Annotated in this window: 19 protein-coding genes; 5 read left to right on the forward strand and 14 right to left on the reverse strand. The window is 69.6% G+C overall.

Features of this window, described 5'->3' with window-relative positions:
- Positions 1-29: 29 nt before the first annotated feature.
- A complete protein-coding gene (locus AOZ06_RS56845) occupies positions 30-224 on the reverse strand; it encodes a hypothetical protein (RefSeq protein WP_157233288.1) in 195 nt (64 codons plus the stop codon).
- A gap of 211 nt (positions 225-435) precedes the next feature.
- Positions 436-1,233, reverse strand: coding sequence for an NAD(P)H-binding protein (locus AOZ06_RS28030; protein ID WP_054292130.1), 798 nt, complete (start codon positions 1,231-1,233; stop codon positions 436-438).
- 92 nt (positions 1,234-1,325) lie between these two features.
- On the opposite strand from AOZ06_RS28030, the gene AOZ06_RS28035 reads away from it, so the two are divergent.
- Complete coding sequence (locus AOZ06_RS28035; RefSeq protein WP_054296980.1) at positions 1,326-1,694, forward strand: winged helix-turn-helix transcriptional regulator; 369 nt, start codon at positions 1,326-1,328, stop codon at positions 1,692-1,694.
- On the opposite strand, the gene AOZ06_RS28040 is transcribed toward AOZ06_RS28035, so the two are convergent.
- The 6 genes from AOZ06_RS28040 to AOZ06_RS28065 form a co-directional block, all read right to left on the reverse strand.
- Positions 1,695-2,489 (reverse strand): MerR family transcriptional regulator, encoded by a 795-nt coding sequence (locus tag AOZ06_RS28040; protein WP_236951762.1) that lies wholly within the window; start codon positions 2,487-2,489, stop codon positions 1,695-1,697. It lies immediately after the preceding gene.
- On the reverse strand, positions 2,482-3,018 hold the full coding sequence (locus AOZ06_RS28045; protein WP_054296981.1) for a VOC family protein: 537 nt from the start codon (positions 3,016-3,018) through the stop codon (positions 2,482-2,484). The genes AOZ06_RS28040 and AOZ06_RS28045 overlap by 8 nt, the downstream gene beginning before the upstream one ends.
- A 40-nt stretch (positions 3,019-3,058) precedes the next feature.
- Positions 3,059-4,123: an ABC transporter permease gene (locus AOZ06_RS28050; protein WP_054292132.1), complete on the reverse strand. Its 1,065-nt coding sequence runs from the start codon at positions 4,121-4,123 to the stop codon at positions 3,059-3,061.
- A gap of 1 nt (position 4,124) precedes the next feature.
- Positions 4,125-5,006, reverse strand: coding sequence for an ABC transporter ATP-binding protein (locus AOZ06_RS28055; protein ID WP_054292133.1), 882 nt, complete (start codon positions 5,004-5,006; stop codon positions 4,125-4,127).
- 85 nt (positions 5,007-5,091) lie between these two features.
- Positions 5,092-5,739 (reverse strand): response regulator, encoded by a 648-nt coding sequence (locus tag AOZ06_RS28060; RefSeq protein WP_054292134.1) that lies wholly within the window; start codon positions 5,737-5,739, stop codon positions 5,092-5,094.
- A gap of 15 nt (positions 5,740-5,754) precedes the next feature.
- Positions 5,755-7,038 carry a sensor histidine kinase gene (locus AOZ06_RS28065; RefSeq protein WP_054292135.1) on the reverse strand — a complete coding sequence of 428 codons (1,284 nt, stop codon included), beginning with the start codon at positions 7,036-7,038 and terminating at the stop codon, positions 5,755-5,757.
- Positions 7,039-7,140: 102 nt separating this feature from the next.
- Between AOZ06_RS28065 and AOZ06_RS28070 the strand changes: the two genes are divergently transcribed.
- Positions 7,141-8,046 carry a YeiH family protein gene (locus AOZ06_RS28070; protein WP_054292136.1) on the forward strand — a complete coding sequence of 302 codons (906 nt, stop codon included), beginning with the start codon at positions 7,141-7,143 and terminating at the stop codon, positions 8,044-8,046.
- A gap of 176 nt (positions 8,047-8,222) precedes the next feature.
- Entirely contained in the window at positions 8,223-8,705 is a 483-nt protein-coding gene (locus AOZ06_RS28075; RefSeq protein WP_157233289.1) for an erythromycin esterase family protein, read from the forward strand.
- 73 nt (positions 8,706-8,778) lie between these two features.
- On the opposite strand, the gene budC is transcribed toward AOZ06_RS28075, so the two are convergent.
- A complete protein-coding gene (gene budC, locus AOZ06_RS28080) occupies positions 8,779-9,558 on the reverse strand; it encodes a meso-2,3-butanediol dehydrogenase (RefSeq protein WP_054292138.1) in 780 nt (259 codons plus the stop codon).
- Positions 9,559-10,093: 535 nt separating this feature from the next.
- Between budC and AOZ06_RS59140 the strand changes: the two genes are divergently transcribed.
- Positions 10,094-12,838: an NB-ARC domain-containing protein gene (locus AOZ06_RS59140; protein ID WP_225952923.1), complete on the forward strand. Its 2,745-nt coding sequence runs from the start codon at positions 10,094-10,096 to the stop codon at positions 12,836-12,838.
- Here the strand turns inward: AOZ06_RS59140 and AOZ06_RS28090 are convergent.
- From AOZ06_RS28090 to AOZ06_RS28110, 5 genes are all read right to left on the reverse strand, one after another.
- Positions 12,826-13,608, reverse strand: coding sequence for a 2OG-Fe(II) oxygenase family protein (locus AOZ06_RS28090; RefSeq protein WP_054292140.1), 783 nt, complete (start codon positions 13,606-13,608; stop codon positions 12,826-12,828). The two genes, AOZ06_RS59140 and AOZ06_RS28090, sit on opposite strands and share 13 nt — an antisense overlap.
- Positions 13,609-13,618: 10 nt before the next feature.
- The gene (locus AOZ06_RS28095) at positions 13,619-14,398 is read right to left on the reverse strand and encodes a 1-acyl-sn-glycerol-3-phosphate acyltransferase (protein WP_054292141.1); all 780 of its coding nucleotides are present in this window, start codon (positions 14,396-14,398) and stop codon (positions 13,619-13,621) included.
- Positions 14,399-14,852: 454 nt separating this feature from the next.
- The gene (locus AOZ06_RS28100; RefSeq protein WP_054292142.1) at positions 14,853-15,746 is read right to left on the reverse strand and encodes an ABC transporter permease; all 894 of its coding nucleotides are present in this window, start codon (positions 15,744-15,746) and stop codon (positions 14,853-14,855) included.
- Positions 15,743-16,558, reverse strand: coding sequence for an ABC transporter ATP-binding protein (locus AOZ06_RS28105; RefSeq protein ID WP_054292143.1), 816 nt, complete (start codon positions 16,556-16,558; stop codon positions 15,743-15,745). The genes AOZ06_RS28100 and AOZ06_RS28105 overlap by 4 nt, the downstream gene beginning before the upstream one ends.
- Positions 16,555-16,944, reverse strand: a complete 390-nt coding sequence (locus tag AOZ06_RS28110; protein WP_054292144.1) for a GntR family transcriptional regulator — start codon at positions 16,942-16,944, stop codon at positions 16,555-16,557. The genes AOZ06_RS28105 and AOZ06_RS28110 overlap by 4 nt, the downstream gene beginning before the upstream one ends.
- 92 nt (positions 16,945-17,036) lie before the next feature.
- Here AOZ06_RS28110 and AOZ06_RS28115 point away from each other — a divergent pair, with 92 nt between their 5' ends.
- Positions 17,037-17,537 carry a peptidylprolyl isomerase gene (locus AOZ06_RS28115; RefSeq protein ID WP_054292145.1) on the forward strand — a complete coding sequence of 167 codons (501 nt, stop codon included), beginning with the start codon at positions 17,037-17,039 and terminating at the stop codon, positions 17,535-17,537.
- Positions 17,538-17,615 lie beyond the last annotated feature (78 nt).

The raw sequence follows: 17,615 nt of genomic DNA on the forward strand, positions 1-17,615 counted from the left end.
CAGCCTATTGGCCCAGCGCAACCGCAGTCTCATTCTCTGGACGGCGAACTGCCTGCCGCGCCGGCCAGCCAGGGGCCCACGCTGGCACGGCTGCGGGAGAACGCCGACCGGATCGCCATCCCGGCCAACGGCCTCGCCGACCTCGGCGCCGCGGTGGACAACGACAACACCTGCCCGGCCCGGACACCGGCCGACGACCTGTGTGGGAAAGATCTCGGCTTCACGCTGGGACGGGCCGGTACCGGTCGTTCGGCGGCGAACGCGCGGTGCACGACGCGGCATGGGCGTTCCAGGCGCGTACCGGCAAAGAGGTGATCGACTTGGTCGCCGCGCAAGCCGCGAGCCGCACGACGTGGAAGGACAAGGAAGCCGAGACCCTGAACGGTCTTCTCGCCGTGCTGTCGCGCGCCGCGGACCGTCTGCTGGCCACCCGACTCAGCGGAACGCAGCCGCGTTGCGCGTGGCCCAGTCGGCGAACGTCCGTCCGGGTCGGCCCAGTACCCGCTCCACGTCGGGGCTCACTGACTGTTCGGCGGGTGTCGGGTCGCCGAGGATGTCGAGTGTCGCCTGCGCGACCGGTTCGGGCATGAACTGTGTCAGGTGGGCGAGGGCCTCGGCGCGGGTCTGCTCGATGAACCGCAGCGGCACGTCCAGTGCCTCGCTGATCGCGGCCACCTGCTGGCGGGGCGAGACGGCCGCCGGGCCGGTCAGCACATAGGTCTTTCCGGCGTGGCCGTCGGAGCGCAGTGCTTCGGCGGCCACGCCGGCGATGTCGGCGGGGTCGATGCTCGGCAGTGCCACGTCGCCGAAGGGCGCGGCGACTGCTTGCCGGTGCCGGATCTGCTCCGCCCACGCGAAGGTGTTCGAGTTGAAGCCGCCCGCCCGCAGGACTGTCCACCGCAGACCGGACCGGACCACGGCGTCCTCGATGCCGGACGGGTGGCGGCCGGTGCCGACGCCCTGGGACGACAGCAGCACGATCCGCCGGACGCCACTGGCCTTGGCCACGTCGAGCACACCGGTGATGTCGACGCCTGCCACGTGCAGTTCGCCCGAGGTCAGCAGGAACAGCGCCGCGGCTCCGTCCAGCGCGGGTTTGAGGCTGGTGGGGTCGGTCAGGTCCGCACGCACACCAGCGTTGCGGGACACGGCCGTGACCTGCTCTCCCGCCGCCTCGAGCGCGTGCACGAGCGGTGTGCCGACGTTCCCGGTCGCTCCGGTTACCACTATCAACGGTGTCTCCTCGGTCGTTCCCTCAGGTACGACGAGGACGCTACTATCCTGAGGTCAGTAGGTACCTAGAGGAAAGTAATGGGGTGGCGGCCGTGATCCGGAACACAGTCGATCCTGAACTGGCCTGTCCGATCGCTCCGGTCGTGGACATCGTGTTCAGCCGCTGGACGACGCCGATCCTCTGGGCGCTCCACGAGTTCGGCCGCCAGCGGTTCGTCGAGCTGGAACGGCGGATCGGCACGATCACGGCCAAAGTGCTCACCCAGCGGCTGCGGCAACTGGAACGGGACGGTCTGATCACCCGCACCTACCACGCCGAGGTGCCGCCCCGGGTCGAGTACGAGATCAGCGACCTGGGCCGCAGTCTCGCGCCGCTGTTCGCCTCCCTCGCCGACTGGTCCACGGCCAACCTGGGCAAGGTCGATCAGGCTCGCGCGCACTACGACAGCCAGAACCGGTAGCTACTGCCAGGTCGCGGTGTCGGGGTCGATGCCGTGCACACGTGCGGCGGCGTCGACGATGCGCCGCAACCACGCGGCCAAGCCGGGACGGATGCCGTCGTAGTGGGCGGCGAATCCCGGGTCCGCCTCGAACATGCGGCCGAGACAGACCTGCATCTGCCTGGTGAGGGGAAAGTACGAGGCGAAGACGTCCCGGTGCCGGTCGACGAGCTGGTTGGCCTCGGGGCTGCCGGGCGTGACACCGGCGTCCATCGCCTCCCCGAGTGCGCGCTCGAAGTCGGCAACGGTGTCGGCGACGGCCTGCCATTCCTCCGGGCTGCGCGAAGCTGATTGTTCGGCGTACCGCTGCCACTGTGCCGTGTCGCCGTAGCGCCGACGGGCTTCCACGGGCCACTGTGGATTCCATTGCGGGCCGAGGATCGTGACCTGCTGCTCGGCGGTCAGCAACAGGCCGCGCTCGTGGGCGTCGACCATCCGGTCCAGCCCGGCGCTGAGCTGCTGGAGGCGGTCGATCCGCTCGGCGACCTGGGCGCGCTGCGCACGCAGCGCGCCAGGCACGTCCACGGTCGAGTCCGCGAGGATCTCGCGGATCCTGTCCAGCCCGACACCGATCTCGCGGTAGACGACGATGCGGTGCAGGCGTTCCACGTCACCAGCGGTGTAGAGCCGGTATCCGGCGGCTGTGCGCAGCGACGGCCGCGCCAGGCCGATGTCGTCCCAGTGGTGCAGCGCGCGGACCGTCACGCCCAGGCGCGTCGAAACCTCACCGACTGTCAGACCAGCAGCATCAGGCACGGTGCCCATTGTCGTCGCGGTTGACGCCTGGCGCGTTGATTCCGACAGCCGCAAAATCGCGTGCCTGCGCACTGGTCTGGTCGAACGGCTTCGCCCCGGTGATCACGATCCGCGCGTTCTCCGGTGTGATCACCGTGATGTCGCGGGTGTTCCATGGCGTGTCCGCCGGACCGTCCACTGAGTCCGGCCGCAACTCCCGGCACGCCGCCGCGATGGGATCGACCTGGCTGAGCACGCACGAGAAGCTGACGCTCATCGCCGGTGCCCGCGCCGCAACCCTCGCCGCCGGGACCAGGAGCACGTCCTGGAACGCCCACCGGCGCAGGTGCACGACCGAGCCGGGGATGCCGAACAGCTCGATGAACCCGAGCCCGCGGACCCAGAACTCCACCGACGCCGCCAGATCGGTCGTCGGGATCGTCACGAACGCGGGCATCGCGTAGATGCCGCGGAACGGCTCCGGCGGAACCGTGTCCGGGCCCGCGTCGGGCACCGGGCTCATCTCGAAGGCGTCGTAGTAGTCACTCACACGCGCCACCCTGCGGCCTCACGTTGCGTGAGGGTCAAGGTCAATCCGCGCGTGCCCATGCTTTCTTCAGCGCGACCTTGCCACCGGTCTGCAGCAGCGAGCCCGCGTAGAGACGGCTGGCCAGCAGCACGATCGCGACGACCGTTGCGGCCAGCAACCCCATCGACACCAACGCTTCCCACGCCTGCGCCTCACCGGTGAACAGCCGGACGGGCATCGCGACGGCCGAGGAGAACGGCACGTAGGACAGCACGGTCATCGCACTCGCGTTGTCGGAGGCGAACACCACACCGAAGTACGGGCCCATCACCAGCAGCATCACCGGGCCCATGCTGGCGCCGAGGTCCTCCTGACGGCTGACCAACGCGCCCGCCACCGCCCACAGCGAGGCGACCAGGACGAATCCGATGCACAGGAACGGCACGTACCAGCCGAGCGCGGGCGCGACCATGTCCAGCAGCGCCGAATGCCCGCCGACCGCCAACGCGATCGGTGCGGCCACGGCCAGGACCAGCAATTGGCCGACTGTCAACAACCAGTGGCCGAGGATCTTGCCAGCCAGCAGCGCCCGCACCGGCACCGTCGCCACGAGGATCTCCACGATCCTGGTCTGCTTCTCGGTCACCGTGGACTGCGCGATCGCCGAACCGCCCATCCCGAACACCAGGAAGATCACCGCGAACAACTGGATCACCAGTATCCGCACGCCCTTGCTCACCGCGGCGGGCGCGAGCAGGTCGACCGGCGGCGCGGTGGTCAGCTGGGCGAGGACGTCGGTCGGCGGGTCGTCCAGCGCGATCACCCTCGGCCCGGGCACCACGGCCGCGTCCACCTCTTCCGAGCGCACGAGCCGTTCCGCCGTCGCGACGTCGGGCACGTCCCGCACGTCAAGGGAGCTCGTGCCGGTGAGCAGCTGACGGGCTTCGGCGCCGACGACGGCGACGCTGGTGTTCGAGCCGCCGATCAGCGCGGGTAGCACCGCCGCGGCGAACAGGCCCACCAGCAGCACGGCGATGGTGATCCAGAACCCCTTCAGCCGCACGAAGGTCTTGATCTCGCGTTCGGCGACCAGTTTGGTCGCCGGCCAGAACCCGGTGCCCGCCATGTCAGATCGCCTCCTTGAAGATCTCTTCCAGCGACGGCACGACCGGCGAGAAAGCACGCACCGCGCCCCGGCCCAGCGCCGCCCGCAACACCTGCTGGTCGGTGTCCGTACCGTCCACTTCGAACACCGCACGCGGTCCGTCCACTTCGACCACCCGCACCCCGGGGTGGTCGCGCAGCCAGCCCGCGTCGGTGTCCACGACCAGCTCGAACCGTGTCGAGCCGTACCGGGCACGCAGTTCCTCCCGGCCGCCGCTCGCGGTGATCGACCCACCGGAGATGATCACCAGGTCGTCGCACAGCCGCTCGACCACCGCCAGCTGGTGGCTGGAGAACAGCACCGGCACACCCCCGGCGGCACGGTCACGCAGGACCCGCAGCACGGTCTCGACCGCGATCGGGTCCAGGCCCGAGAACGGCTCGTCGAGGATCAGCAACGCCGGATCGTGCACGAGCGCGGCCGCCACCTGTGCGCGCTGCTGGTTGCCCAGCGAGAGCTCCTCCAGCTTGTCGTCGGCGCGCCCGGTCAGCTCGAGCTCGCTGAGCAGCTTCGCGGTGTTCTCCTGCGCCTTCGCCGCCGGCAGGCCGTGCAACTGGCCGAGCCACGTGATCTGCTCGGCGACCTTCATCTTCGGGTACAGGCCGCGTTCCTCGGGCATGTAGCCGAAGCTCTGCCGCACCTGCTGCGTGATCGGCCCGCCGTGCCACGTCACGGTCCCGCTCTGCGCGGCGAGCACCCCCAGGATGATCCGCATCGTCGTCGTCTTGCCGGATCCGTTCGCGCCGAGGAACCCCGTCATCCGCCCGGGGTGGACGTCGAACGAGATCCCGTCCAGGACCCGGTGGTCACCGAAACTCCGGCTGACCGATGTCACCTTCAACATACGCACCAGGCTAGGAAGCGTTGATCACCGGCGCGTCCGGCGCGCGACCCCGTCGGCCATCCTCCTCGCGGAGGACATCCGGGGCCTATGACCGTCCCGGTGCGACGATCCCGTTCTCGTACGCGTACACGACCGCGTGCGTACGGTCACGGACGCCGAGCTTGGTGAGGATGCGGGAGACGTGGGTCTTGACCGTCGTCTCGCCGAGGAACAGCTCCTTGGCGATCTCGGCGTTGCTCGCGCCGCGCGCCAAGTGGATGAGCACCTCGCACTCGCGGTCGGTCAGCTCCGGCGGCCGTGCCAGCGGCACCTCGGGCTGCTCGCCGCTGAACTTCGCGATCACGCGGCGGGTCACTTCGGGCGAGAGCAGCGCGTCGCCGCGGGCGACCACGCGGACGGCGTCGACGAGGTCCTCCGGTGAGGCGTTCTTGAGCAGGAACCCGCTTGCGCCCGCGCGCAGCGCCTCGAACAGGTAGTCCTCACGGTCGAACGTGGTCAGGATGACGACCTTGGCCATGTCGGCGACCCGGCGGGTCGCCTCGAGCCCGTCGATGCCGGGCATCTGCACGTCCATCAGCACCACGTCCGGCCGCAGCCGGGTGATCATCTCCACCGCGGCGAGGCCGTCGCCCGCCTCCCCTGCCACCTCGATGTCGTCCTCGGCGCCGAGAATCACCCGGAACCCGACCCGGACCAGGTCGTGGTCGTCGGCGAGCACCACCCGCAGCGTCACTTGCCCTCCTCGTCGCTACCCGGTCGGCAGGCTGACCCGGACGCGGTAGCCGCCGTCCCGGCGTGGCCCCGCTTCCAGCTCACCGCCGTGCACCGCGACCCGCTCCCGCATCCCCAGCAGGCCGAACCCGCTCGATCCTGTCACGGCGTCGGCGCGCGCCCCGCCCCTGCCGTCGTCGGTGACCTCCACCTCCAATGCGGTATCGAGGAAACGCACCCGCACGTCAGCGGTGCGGGCGCCCGCGTGTTTCACGACGTTGGTCAACGCCTCCTGCACGACGCGGTACGCCGACAGCGCCACACCTTGCGGGACCGGCCGGGGTTCGCCGTACACGCCGTGGGCCACGTCGACCCCGGCGTTGCGGGCGGCGGTCACCAGTTCCGGCAACTGGTCCAGGCCCGGGGAGGCCTGATGTGTCCGGGGCACTTCGGTGTCCTCCGCGCGCAGGACGCCGAGCAGGCCGCGCAGCTCGTTGATGGCCGTGCGCGCGGTCCGCTCGACCGTGCGCAGCGCCTCACTGGCGACCTCGGGGTCCTTGGTGAACACGCGGCGCGCGGCACCTGCCTGCACTCCCATGACCGACACGTAGTGCGCGACGACGTCGTGCAGGTCACGGGCGATGCGGACGCGTTCGGCCACGATCGCGCCGCGCGTGTTCTGCTCCTGCGACAAACGCAGCTCCTCCGCGCGCTGCACGAGCTCGGCTCGCCTGCGCGCGGACAACCACGCCACGTGGCCGAAGAAGTAGGCGCCCAGGAAGTACATCAGGTTGTAGGCGATGCCGTAGATCACCGCGGCCAGCATGGGGTTGAGCGGGCCGGACGCGCCCTCGAACGGCGACGTCCCGCGACCCATCGCGGTGAACATGTTGTACACGAGCCAGGCGAACATGGCCACGATCACGCCGATCCGTGACCACCGCGCCCAGGTCCGGTTCTGCTCCCACGCGCCGACGGTGTAGATCGCGATGAACAGCGCGACCGACGGCATCACGTTGTCACCGACGCGCCGTGCCTGTGCCGCGATGAACACGGCGCCCACCACGATCAGCACGACCAGCGGGAAACGGCGCCGGACAACCAGGGGCACGGTGAGCGCGGCTGCCCAGGCGAGCTGCTCCCACAGCGCGGGGGCCTTGCCCAGGGCGAACGCGCCCATGCTGTTGGTCAGCACCGTCGCCACGACCGCGCCGGCCAGCACGACACCCGCGATCCACACGTCGCGACGCTGCTCGGCGGGTGACGCGCGAGGCCGCCGCCACGTGCTCCACGCCTGGTCGTCAACGCCTGGTTCAGCCATGCCGGTCAAGGTAGCCGACCCGTGAGTCATTCCCGCAGGCTATGACTCACATGTGCAAACGCGGGGTACCGGAAACGGGCGCCGAGGGCAACCATTCTCACTATGTGGGTGGTGTTGACAGGTGCCGTGGTGTCGCTGGTGATCAATCACTTCGTGCCGGTGCTCAGTGCGTTGACCGTGGCTGTCCTGCTCGGTGTGCTGATCCCGGTCCATGCCGACCTGCGGCTGGTGACACGGCGGTTCCTGCGGGCCGGTGTGGTGCTGCTCGGGCTGCAGCTGAGCCTGTCGGAGGTGACCAGCCTGGGGTTCGGGACCGTCGTGGCGGTCGTGGTCACGGTGCTCACCGCGTTCTTCGGCACGCTGGCGCTGGCGCGGTGGATCGGGGTGTCGCGCGGCCTGGGACTGATGGTGGCGACCGGGTTCTCGATCTGCGGCGCGTCGGCGATCGTCGCGATGGACAGCGTCGCCCGTACGGACAAAGAGGACGTTGCCGCGAGCGTGACCCTGGTGACGTTGTACGGCACGGCGGCGATCGCGCTGGTGCCGCTGATCGGCAGCGGGATGGGCAGCGAGTTCCTGGGCAAGTGGGCGGGCCTGAGCGTGCACGAGGTGGCGCAGGTGGTCGCCGCCGCGTCGCCGGCGGGCGCGGCAGCGGTCGGCATCGCGGTGGTCGTGAAGCTGACCCGGGTCGTGCTGCTCGCGCCGATCGTCGCCGGTGTCGGGTTCTTCCAGCGCCAGGACGGCCCGAAACCGCCGGTGGTGCCGCTGTTCGTGGTCGGTTTCCTGGTGATGGTCCTGCTGCGCAGCACAGGAATCCTGCCGCCGGTCGTCCTGGACGGCGCGAAGCTGGGCACGACCGTGCTGCTGGCGGCGGCCATGTTCGGGCTCGGCACGACGGTCCGGCTGCGTCAGGTGCTGCGATCCGGCCGCCGGGGCCTGGTTCTCGGCGCGTTGTCGACGGTACTGGTGGGCGCGGTGGCGTTCGGCACGCTCATGGTCGCCGGTTGAACCCAGCGGCCACGACGTCAGGCCGTCCCGGAATCCCCGCATGATCGTTGGTATGCCCGGCTCATCGATCCGTGACGTCACCGTCCCGCTCGCCGCCGTCGACCCGCAGGTCACCGGCAACTCCGACCCCGCTGCCCTGCGGGAGGTCATCGGAGGCGCCCGGGTGGTGTGCCTCGGTGGGAGTGGCGGTCGTCGAGTTCCTTCAGCACGGGATGTATCCGGCGCCCGGCCGTAACCTGCGCAACGAGGTGATGGCCGAGAACCTGCTGTGGCTGCTGCACCGCGACCCGGATGCGCGGATCCTCGTGGGCGCCCACAACGTTCACGTGCGGCGCAGTCCGTCCGTCGACGGCAGCGGCCCGATCGGCGCACTGCTCGCCGACGAACTCGGTGACGACATGGTCGTCATCGGCGGCACCCGTGGCACTGCCACGATTCCCGACACCGCTCTCACCGCCGCACCGTCCCAGCGCTTCTTCCTGCCGGACGGGGATCACCGCCCGGCGCCCGCGCACACCCGCGACGCGCTGCTCGACAGTGTCGGGACGCCGATGCTGTTCGCACACCTGCGCAGGACCGACCTCGATGCCGTGACCGCGATCCAGGGGGCGTACGGCATGAACGTCGACATCGACCTGGGCAGGCGTTCGACGCCGTGATCCACATCAGGACCACCACCCCTGTGCACGGCGCCGTCGACTCACCACCGATTGTGTGCAGGGACCGGCTGGCTTAGCCGAAGAAGTCGCTGAGGCGAGGTTGCCCGGTCGTGGCGCTGATGCCGCCGTCCACCGGAATCTGGGCGCCGGTCACGTAGCGGGCGTCCGGGCCGGCGAGGAAGGTGGCGACGCCCGCGATCTCGTCGGCTTCGGCGACGCGGCCGAAGGGGATGCGGTCCGCGTAGGCCCGCACGAGCGGCATGTCGGGCGTGACGCCCGCGGTCATGCCGGTGTCGAGCGTGAATCCGGGGTGGACGGCGTTCACCCGGACCTCGGGGGCGTGATCCGCCGCCATCGCACGGGTGAGGTTCACCAGCGCGCCTTTGGCCGTGTTGTAGGCGACGGTGCCGTAGTCGGCCGCCAGCCCGCCCATCGACCCGATGTTGACGATGCTGCCCTGGGCTTCGCGCAGGTGCCGCAGCGAAGCCCGGCTCGTGAGGTAGACGGCGTCCAGGTTGATCGCCATCGCCGCGCGCCACTGGTCCGGCGTGACGGTCTCCACGGTTCCGAGCGACGGCGCCCCCGCGTTGTTGACCAGGACATCCAGCCGCCCCAACTCGGTGACGACGGAACTGATCAGGGCATCGACCTCGTCCGGCACGGTGAGATCGGCGGTGCGGGCCAGGACGGTCGCACCGGCTGGGGCCGACGCGGCGGTCTTGTCCAGTTTCTCCCGCGTCCGCCCGACGACGACCACGGTGGCGCCTTCGGCGGCGAACCGGTGCGCGACGGCGGCACCGATCCCCGACCCGCCTCCGGTGACCACGACGACTCGTCCGGTGAAACGGCTCACGGCTTCAGTCCTTTCAGAACTCACAAGTGCTGAAACCGATCTTCGCGCCGCGGTGGACGCCGGCGCGTCGGCGAAAACCGCCTAGATCACCGGTCGCACGCGCCCACGGCGGGGAAACGTCAAGCGTGATTCGCCCAGGCGTTCCCGCCGGGAACGCGGGCTCCACCACACCCCCCGTGCTGGAGCCCGCCGCATTGACAAGCACGTCGCCGTGCATGCCATCCCGTCGACGTAATGGTGGCACGCGTGTCGTCCGATTTTGTCCGTAGCAGACAGCGGACAACGTTCGGCCAGGGCATCATGGGGTGATATGGGAGCCAGCGATCCGGTGGCGTCGTTTCGCGCGCGCCTCAGCGGCCTGTACCGGGATGTGCATACTCCGACATACGCCCAGCTTGAGGCAAGTGCCGCGCGTTCGGGCAGGAAACTGGCGAGATCGACCACAGGAACGCTGCTCACCGGATCGGGCAGGCCGCGCTGGGACACTGTCGAAACGTTCGTGACGGCGTGCCGGCAGCACGCCAATGCTCGCCGGTTGCCCGTATCCGAGGCGACATTCGATCTGGCCGTGTGGCGAGAGCACTACGAGCGGACCGGCCCGGCACCGCGCTCCGCCGACCAGGAATCCGACAGCCCGGCCGTTCCCGTCGTACCACGCCAGCTGCCTTTGCCGATGAGCGCGTTCGTCGGACGGGTCACGGAGCTGGACGTCCTCGACCATTCGCTGGCAGTTCCCGCACCGGTGGCGGAAGTCGAACGCGACGGGCAGATGGTGCTGATCTCGGCCATCGGTGGCGCGGGTGGTATCGGCAAGACCTCGCTGGCGCTGCATTGGGCGCACCGCAACGCGGCCCGGTTTCCCGACGGGCACCTGTTCGTCGACCTGCACGGCTTCAGTCCGGACGGCAGACCGCTCGACCCGTTGGCAGCGTTACGCGGTTTTCTCGGCGCCCTGGGTGTCAGCCCGGAGCACGTACCGGCCGACCCTGATGCGCAGGCCGCCCTGTACCGCAGCAAGATCGCCGGCAAGCGGATGCTGATCCTGCTGGACAACGCCGCGAGCACGGACCAGATCGTGCCTCTGCTGCCTGGCACGACCACCTGTTGTGTCCTGGTCACCAGCAGGAACAAACTCGCCGCCCTGATCGACCGTTACGGCGCGCACCACCTGCAACTGGACACCCTGCAGAACGAGGAAGCGCATGCCTTGCTGCGGCGCCGCCTCGGCCCGGCGCGCGTGACCGACGAACCGCACGCGACCGGCGAACTGATCCGGCTCTGCGGGCACTATCCGCTGGCTCTGGCCATCATGGCCCGTCACGCGCACACCCGGCCGCACATCCCGCTCAGCGAGTTCGTCACCGAACTGCGTGACCTCGGCCTGGCAGCGCTGGACAACGACGATCCCACTGCCAGCCTGCCCACCGTGCTGTCCTGGTCGCTGCGCGGCCTCACGACCGAACAGCGCACGGTGTTCGCGCTGGTGAGCATCACCCCCGGCGTGGACATCGGCCTGCCCGCCGCCGCCAGCCTCACCGGCCTGCCGCTCCAGCGGACACGGGACATCCTGCGGGTTCTGGAGGACGCGTCCCTGCTGGACCGCCACGCGAACAGTCGTTACGCCATGCACGACCTGATCCGCAACTACGCCACTGCCGCCGCCCGGCACCTGTCCGACGGCACACGGGAGGCAGCGCTGCGGCGGGTCGTCGACTTCTACATCCACACGGCCCATGCCGGCCTGCAGTTCCTGACCCCCGCCCACGCCAGGCTGATCCGGCTCGAACCGCCCGTGCCCGGTACCCACCTCCATCCGATACCCGATGCCCAGGCGGCGCTGGACTGGTTCAACACCGAACACCTCAACCTGCTCGCCGCCGATCTGCTCGAACGCGTGCTGGCGACCATCGGGCCACCGGACCCGTCCCGGGAAGTGCTGCTGGTGGCGTTGGTGCGCGTGCTGTTCCGGCTCACCCACAACCCGGAATCCCAAGCCAGGCAGGCACTCACCGCGTCGACCGACCCGGCGCGGACCGAGGAGCTGCGGCAGTTGCTCGCGGCGATCATCTACCGCAACGGCAGACGCGAGGAGGCCATCCGCACCCTGACCGAGTCCACAGTAGACGACGTGGTGCCGGACACGTGGCGGCAGCGGCGCAAAAGCCTGCTGGCGCACCTGTGCCGGGACGTCACCGACATCGACGAGGCCGAAGTGGACGCGAAAGCCGCGTACGCGGAGGCCACCCGCGACGGCGACGACTACCTGGCCGCGCACGCGCTGCAGACCCGGTGGCTGGTCGACTCGATCCGGCGGGACCACCAGGCGGCGCTGCGGCACATCGACGCGGCCATCGCCATGGTGGGCGGCACGCCCGAGCTGGCCGACAAACACTTCACCCTGCTGGACAACCGGTTGTTCACGCTGCAGAACCTCGACCGGATCGCGGACGCCGACGCGACCCTGCGCTCGGCCGCCGGACTGGCCGCCGAACACCGGCTGCCGGTCGGACCGCACGTGTCAGCCGCGGTGCACCACTACTGGACCGGCCGGTGGGACGACGCGCTGCTCGAACTGCGGACCATCACCGAGGACGGTCCGGCGATCACGTACTCCGGTCTGATGGACGCCGGGCCGGAAGGTCTGTTGCTGCACGGTGTCTCCGCGCTGATCGCGGGCAGGCGCGAGGACCACGCGGCGGTGGCCGCCAATCTCGACGCCGCCGAGAAGTACTCGCTGATCACCGAATCGGCCCGGGAGAACTGCGACTTCCTGCTGGCGGCCCGTGCGGTCGCCGCCCTGCGGCGAGGCGATCCGGTCGCGGCACTGACCGAACTGGCGCCCGTGCTGGATCCCGCGTACGCCGAGATGATGCTGCGCCACCAGTGGCTGCCGGACGTGACCCGGATAGCGCTGGAAGTCCACGACACCGCGCGGGCCGAGGAAGCGTTGGCTGTCGCGGAGATGGAGGCCGCGCGGGAGCGGGTGCCGGCGAGGGCTCGTGCCGCGTTGCTTCGCTGTCAGGCGCTCATCACCGGCGATCCGGAACCGGCGCTCACGGCTGTCTCGCACTACCGGTCGGTGGGCAGGCCGGTCGAGCTGGCGTCGGCCCTGGAGGAAGCAGCGACCTTGCTGGCCAAGCGGAACCTGCCCCGGGACGCGGCGGCAGCGTACGAGGAAGCCGTGCGGTCGTTCGCGTCGCTGGGCGCCCGCTGGGACGTCACCAGGGCAGCCGCGCGCCTGACCCGGCTCGGTATCCGGCCGGGCGGTCACACGCCTTGAAGCGGCGGCAGGCCGTACTTCTCCGGGTTGCGCCGGACCTGGTCGGCGATGTCGACGCCCGCGTTGTGTTCGTTGTGGACGAACGGGGTGATCGGCGCGCCGACGTCGGGGTTGACGAAGTACATGATCGACACGCGGCGGTCCAGCCGGTGGTTGCGGACCTGGTGGTACACCGGCTCGACCGCGCCGCCGGTCATCGCGGTCAGCACGCTGCCCGCCATCACGAGCACCTGGCCCGGTTCGATCCGCGGCACCGAGACCCCGTCGGGGCGCACGATCTCCAGACCGGGCCCGTCGGCGGTGAGCAGCGTGATCAGGTGGCCGTCCTCGTGGCTGTCCTGCAGGAGGTCCCTGGTCTCGCCGGCTGACCGGTAGTCGTTGATCTGGATGTGCGAGGACTTCAGGAAGTCCACGGTGTTCTCGACCTCGAAGTGCGCTGCCACCGCGTCGAGCACGGTCCGCGCCGCCGTGCCGGCCTGGTGCCAGTACGCCCGCAGTGCGCCGAGGAACTCGCCGATGAGTTCGTGGTTGGGCACCAGGCTGGGATCGTCGGACCAGTAGGTGAAGACTTCGTTGAGGTCCGGCCGGTCCGGGGTGATGCCGTATTCGTGCCCCTGTGCGCGGTATCCGAAGTTCCAGTCCTCGGTGCTGTGCCGGAGCTTCGCGTCCGGCGGCCGGTCGAAGAAGGCGCGTGCCTGGTCGAAGAGCTGTTGCTGGCCGGGCAGGTCGACCACGGTGTGGCCGTTCGCGGCCAGCTCGTCCCAGATCATGGTTCGCCTCTCAGCCGATCACCGGGAACCGCCGGTGCGCGGCCAGTCCGGTCAGTGTGTCCTGCATCCGCCCCGTGATCTCGTGGTAGGCGGCGTCGAGATCGTCGCCGACGGTCATCGGCGGCAGCAGCTGGATGACGATCTTGGACGGCAGCGGGATGTGCCCGAAGAAATCCCCCACGTTCAGGCCCCACGGCAGTGCGATCGACAGCGGCAGTTCACGGACGCCGAACAGCCGGTCCAGCCGCAGTGCCCGCGCCAGCGTCTCACCGCGAGTGAGGAACAGCGCGGTTTCCTGCCCGCCGATGGCGACCGCGGGCACGACCGGGACGTTGTGGTCACGCGCGAGCCTGGCCCAGCCGAGCCTGCCGCCGAGATCGATGCGATGCCGCTGCCAGCTCGGCCGGTGGACCTCGTTGTTGCCGGGGTAGACCAGTACGACACCGTCGCGGTCGAACGCGGCCTTGGCGTGCTGCGGGCTCGGGCTGATGGCGCCGAACTTGCGGAAGAACGACGAGCGGGTCGACGTGGGCCCGATGTCGTCGGTCAGCGCGTACGACGGCCGTTCAGCGCCGGTGTACTCGTTGTAGGCCAATGCGAGGATCACCGAGTCCGGCGTGAGGTTGCCGCCGGAGTGGTTGCCCACCACCAGCGCGGGACCGTCCGGGATCAGGTCCAGCCCGCGCACCTCCGCCCGGAACCACCGCCGCACCAACGGCCACGTGTCGGCCAGGCGCCTGCGGATGAACTCCGGATCACGCTCGTCCAACGCTGCTTCGACATCCCCCACGGGTCGCAGTCTAGCGCCGGATCGATCATGAAGGCGGGGTTTCGGCCGAGGTCGCGGGATGCCCGCTGCACGGCGGAGCGGGCATCCCTCCTGGCGCGCCTCGGCGTCAGAACCAGCGCTGGTTGGTGATGGCCTGGCAGGTCCATTGCACCGCGTGCGCACCCCCTGGACGGCGCGTCGATCGGTGACGTGGCCGTCACGACACAACCCCCGCCCACGCCGGGGTTCTGCTGCCCGCCATCACGGCCTGGTACGGGATCACCCCGCGAGAACGATCGGTGATCGGGCTCGCTCGAAGGGATCCCGGCCAAACAGATCGCCACCCGGCTCAGCCTGTCCGTGCACACGGTCAACGACCACTTCAAAGCGATCTACCGCAAACCAGGGTCACCAGCCGCGACGAACTCGTCACGGGCCTGTCGCACTGAACCAGCCTCCGCGCACCAGGGTTTCGCTAGATCAGCCGTCGCCGCGACGCCCACGCTCCGGCGGCGAGCACACCGGCGCTGAGCAGGATGTACAGCCCGAACTCGATGAACTGGAACTGCCAGAACCGGTCAGCCGGGTGGTAGCGGACGAACTCCTCCGCGGCACCTTGGCCCTGTGCGCACTCGACGAATGCCCGGCCTGCCAGTGCGCACTTGTCGATGTCGAGTTCGATCGGCCGGCCGGACGCGTCGAGATAGCCGTAGCTCAGTGACCACGAGCCGTCGGGCACCCTCATGCTGGTGCGCGTTTCGATCGGTACGTGCATGGTCATGGGTTCGGCGAAGTGCGGCCGCACGGCGTTGCCGATCACGACGATGAACACGGCGCACACCGCCAGCGTGAGCACCATGGCGGCCAGGGTGTTGCGCAGCATCAGTCCCGCGGTGGCGCCGACGGCGAACGCCAGCAACGCGTAGACGCCGACGGTCAGCCCTTGGACCTCGAAGATCGGCGGTTCCATCCGGGCCGACCGGTAGTTCAACGGCGCCAACGCCCACGCCGTCACCAGGCCGAGGGTGAACATCGCCAGGGCCAGCGATCCGCCTGCCATCGCCAGTTTCGTGACCAGCCACCGGGTCCGGCTCACCGACTGGGTCAGCCCGAACACGTGCGTGCCGTGCTCGACCTCCCTGGCGATCAGCGGTGCCCCGACGAACATGCCGATCAGCGAGGGCAGCAGCAGCATCAGGAGCTGGAAGTACTGCAGGAACATTCCGTAGCGGTCATTGACTTTCGCCGTGTCGGGCAGCAGGGACACCGCGTCCGACCGGATGTACACCAGCACTGCCGAGAGCACTGCGACGATGCCGAACACCGCGCGGATCTGTGCGCGCTGCTGGCGCCAGGTCACCCAGATCACGCCGCCTCCTTCGCGGAACGCAGGTACGCCAGCGTGAGCTCTTCCAGCGTCGGCTCGTGCAGGTCCCACCCGTCGGCGACCGTGGTCGTCCTGGCGAGCAGGGTGGTCTGCCGTTGGGTGGTCCTGCTGTCGACAACGGACACATCCGGCACGGCCAGTTCCTTGGACCCGATCAGCACCCGGTGCTCCGACAGCAGGTCGTCGACGTCGCCGATCAGCCGGATCCGGCCGCCGGCCAGCAGCACCAGGTAGTCGCAGACGCCTTCGAGGTCGGCGAGCACGTGTGACGACAGCAGCACCGTCATCCCGGTGTCCGCCACCTCCGCCAGCAGTGCGTGCATGACGTCCTTGCGCGCCAACGGGTCCAAGTCGGACAGTGGCTCGTCGAGCAGGATCAGCTTCGGCCTGCGTCCCAACGCGACCGCCAGGGCGACCCGGGTGCGTTGCCCGCCGGACAAGGTGCGGATCCTCGCGTCGAACGGCACCCCGGCCTCCTTGACCAGCCGGGTGGCGTAGTCGTTGTCCCACTCGGCGTTCATCGACGCGCCCGCACGCAGCATCTCCGCGACGGTGAAGCCCTTGTACAGCGGCTTGTCCTGGCCGAGGAACGCCACGGTGTCGCGTACGCGCACGTGGCCCGCGGTCGGCGGGATCAACCCGACGGCCAGCCGCATCAGCGTGCTCTTGCCCGCGCCGTTCGGTCCGACCAGCGCCGCGATCCGGCCCTCCGGCAGCTCGAAGCTGCAGTCCCGCAAGGCCCAGCCCCGGCGGTACTTCTTGCCGAGGTCCACCGCTTCCAGTTCAGCGGTCACATGTCCCCCTTGTAGTTCTCGTCCAGCGCGGCCTTCACCAGCGCTTCCACGTCCTCCCGCGCCAGACCCGCCTGCCGCGCCCGGCTCACCCACCCGGTGAGCTCGTCCCGCAGCGGCCCTTCGGCGACCACGCTCGGTATCGCCAGCGAGCGGGACACGAACGTGCCCATCCCCCGCTTGCCCTCGACCAGGCCCTCGCGTTCCAGCTCGCGGTAGGCCTTGAGCACGGTGTTCGGGTTGATCGCGGTGGCCGCCACCACTTCCTTGGCGGTGGGCAGCCGATCCCCCGGCCGCAGGATTCCCAGGCGCAGCGCGTGCTTGGTCTGGTCGACGATCTGCTGGTAGGTGGCCGTACCGGAGCGGCGGTCGATCCGGAACTCGATCACCCAACACCCTTTCACTAATTAACTAGTGAAAGCATGCCACAACGGTCCGGCCGGGGTCAACGGGGGTGATGAGCACTGTGCAGAATGGGCGCATGAGCAAAGTCAAGCTGCACACGTCGCACGGCCCGATCGTCCTCGAGCTCGACGCGGCCAAGGCCCCCGAGAGCGTGGCGAACTTCCTGCAGTACGTGAACAGCGGGCACTACGACGGCACGATCTTCCACCGCGTCATCAAGACCTTCATGATCCAGGGCGGCGGCTTCGAGCCGGGTCTGCGCCAGAAGCCGACCGGCACGCCGATCAAGAACGAGGCCCAGAACGGCCTCAAGAACGATCACTACACCGTGGCGATGGCCCGTACCTCGGACCCACACTCGGCCACCGCGCAGTTCTTCATCAACACCTCGACCAACGACTTCCTCAACCACACCGCGCCCGCCGGCCAGGGCTGGGGCTACGCGGTGTTCGGCAAGGTCGTCGAGGGCACCGAGACCGTCGACGCCATCGCGGCCGTTCAGACGGGCAACGCGAGTGGCCACCAGGACGTGCCGACGCAGGACGTGGTGATCGAGAAGGCCGAGGTCGTCGACTGAGTCGACCGACACGCCCGACCCACCCGACTCGTTCGGGTGACGGAGCCGGGCAGGGACCTCGCGTCCCGCCCGGCCTCC

Origin of the sequence: Kibdelosporangium phytohabitans, assembly GCF_001302585.1 — a bacterium.
Taxonomy (GTDB): Bacteria; Actinomycetota; Actinomycetes; order Mycobacteriales; family Pseudonocardiaceae; genus Kibdelosporangium; species Kibdelosporangium phytohabitans.

What these genes read in the sequence shown, in the direction of transcription:
- AOZ06_RS28065 (WP_054292135.1), bottom strand. Translation starts at nt 7,038, where the DNA reads ATGGCTGAACCAGGCGTTGACGACCAGGCGTGGAGCACGTGGCGGCGG.
- AOZ06_RS28115 (WP_054292145.1), top strand. Translation starts at nt 17,037, where the DNA reads ATGAGCAAAGTCAAGCTGCACACGTCGCACGGCCCGATCGTCCTCGAG.
- AOZ06_RS28070 (WP_054292136.1), top strand. Translation starts at nt 7,141, where the DNA reads ATGTGGGTGGTGTTGACAGGTGCCGTGGTGTCGCTGGTGATCAATCAC.
- AOZ06_RS28050 (WP_054292132.1), bottom strand. Translation starts at nt 4,123, where the DNA reads ATGGCGGGCACCGGGTTCTGGCCGGCGACCAAACTGGTCGCCGAACGC.
- AOZ06_RS28090 (WP_054292140.1), bottom strand. Translation starts at nt 13,608, where the DNA reads ATGATCTGGGACGAGCTGGCCGCGAACGGCCACACCGTGGTCGACCTG.
- AOZ06_RS28055 (WP_054292133.1), bottom strand. Translation starts at nt 5,006, where the DNA reads ATGTTGAAGGTGACATCGGTCAGCCGGAGTTTCGGTGACCACCGGGTC.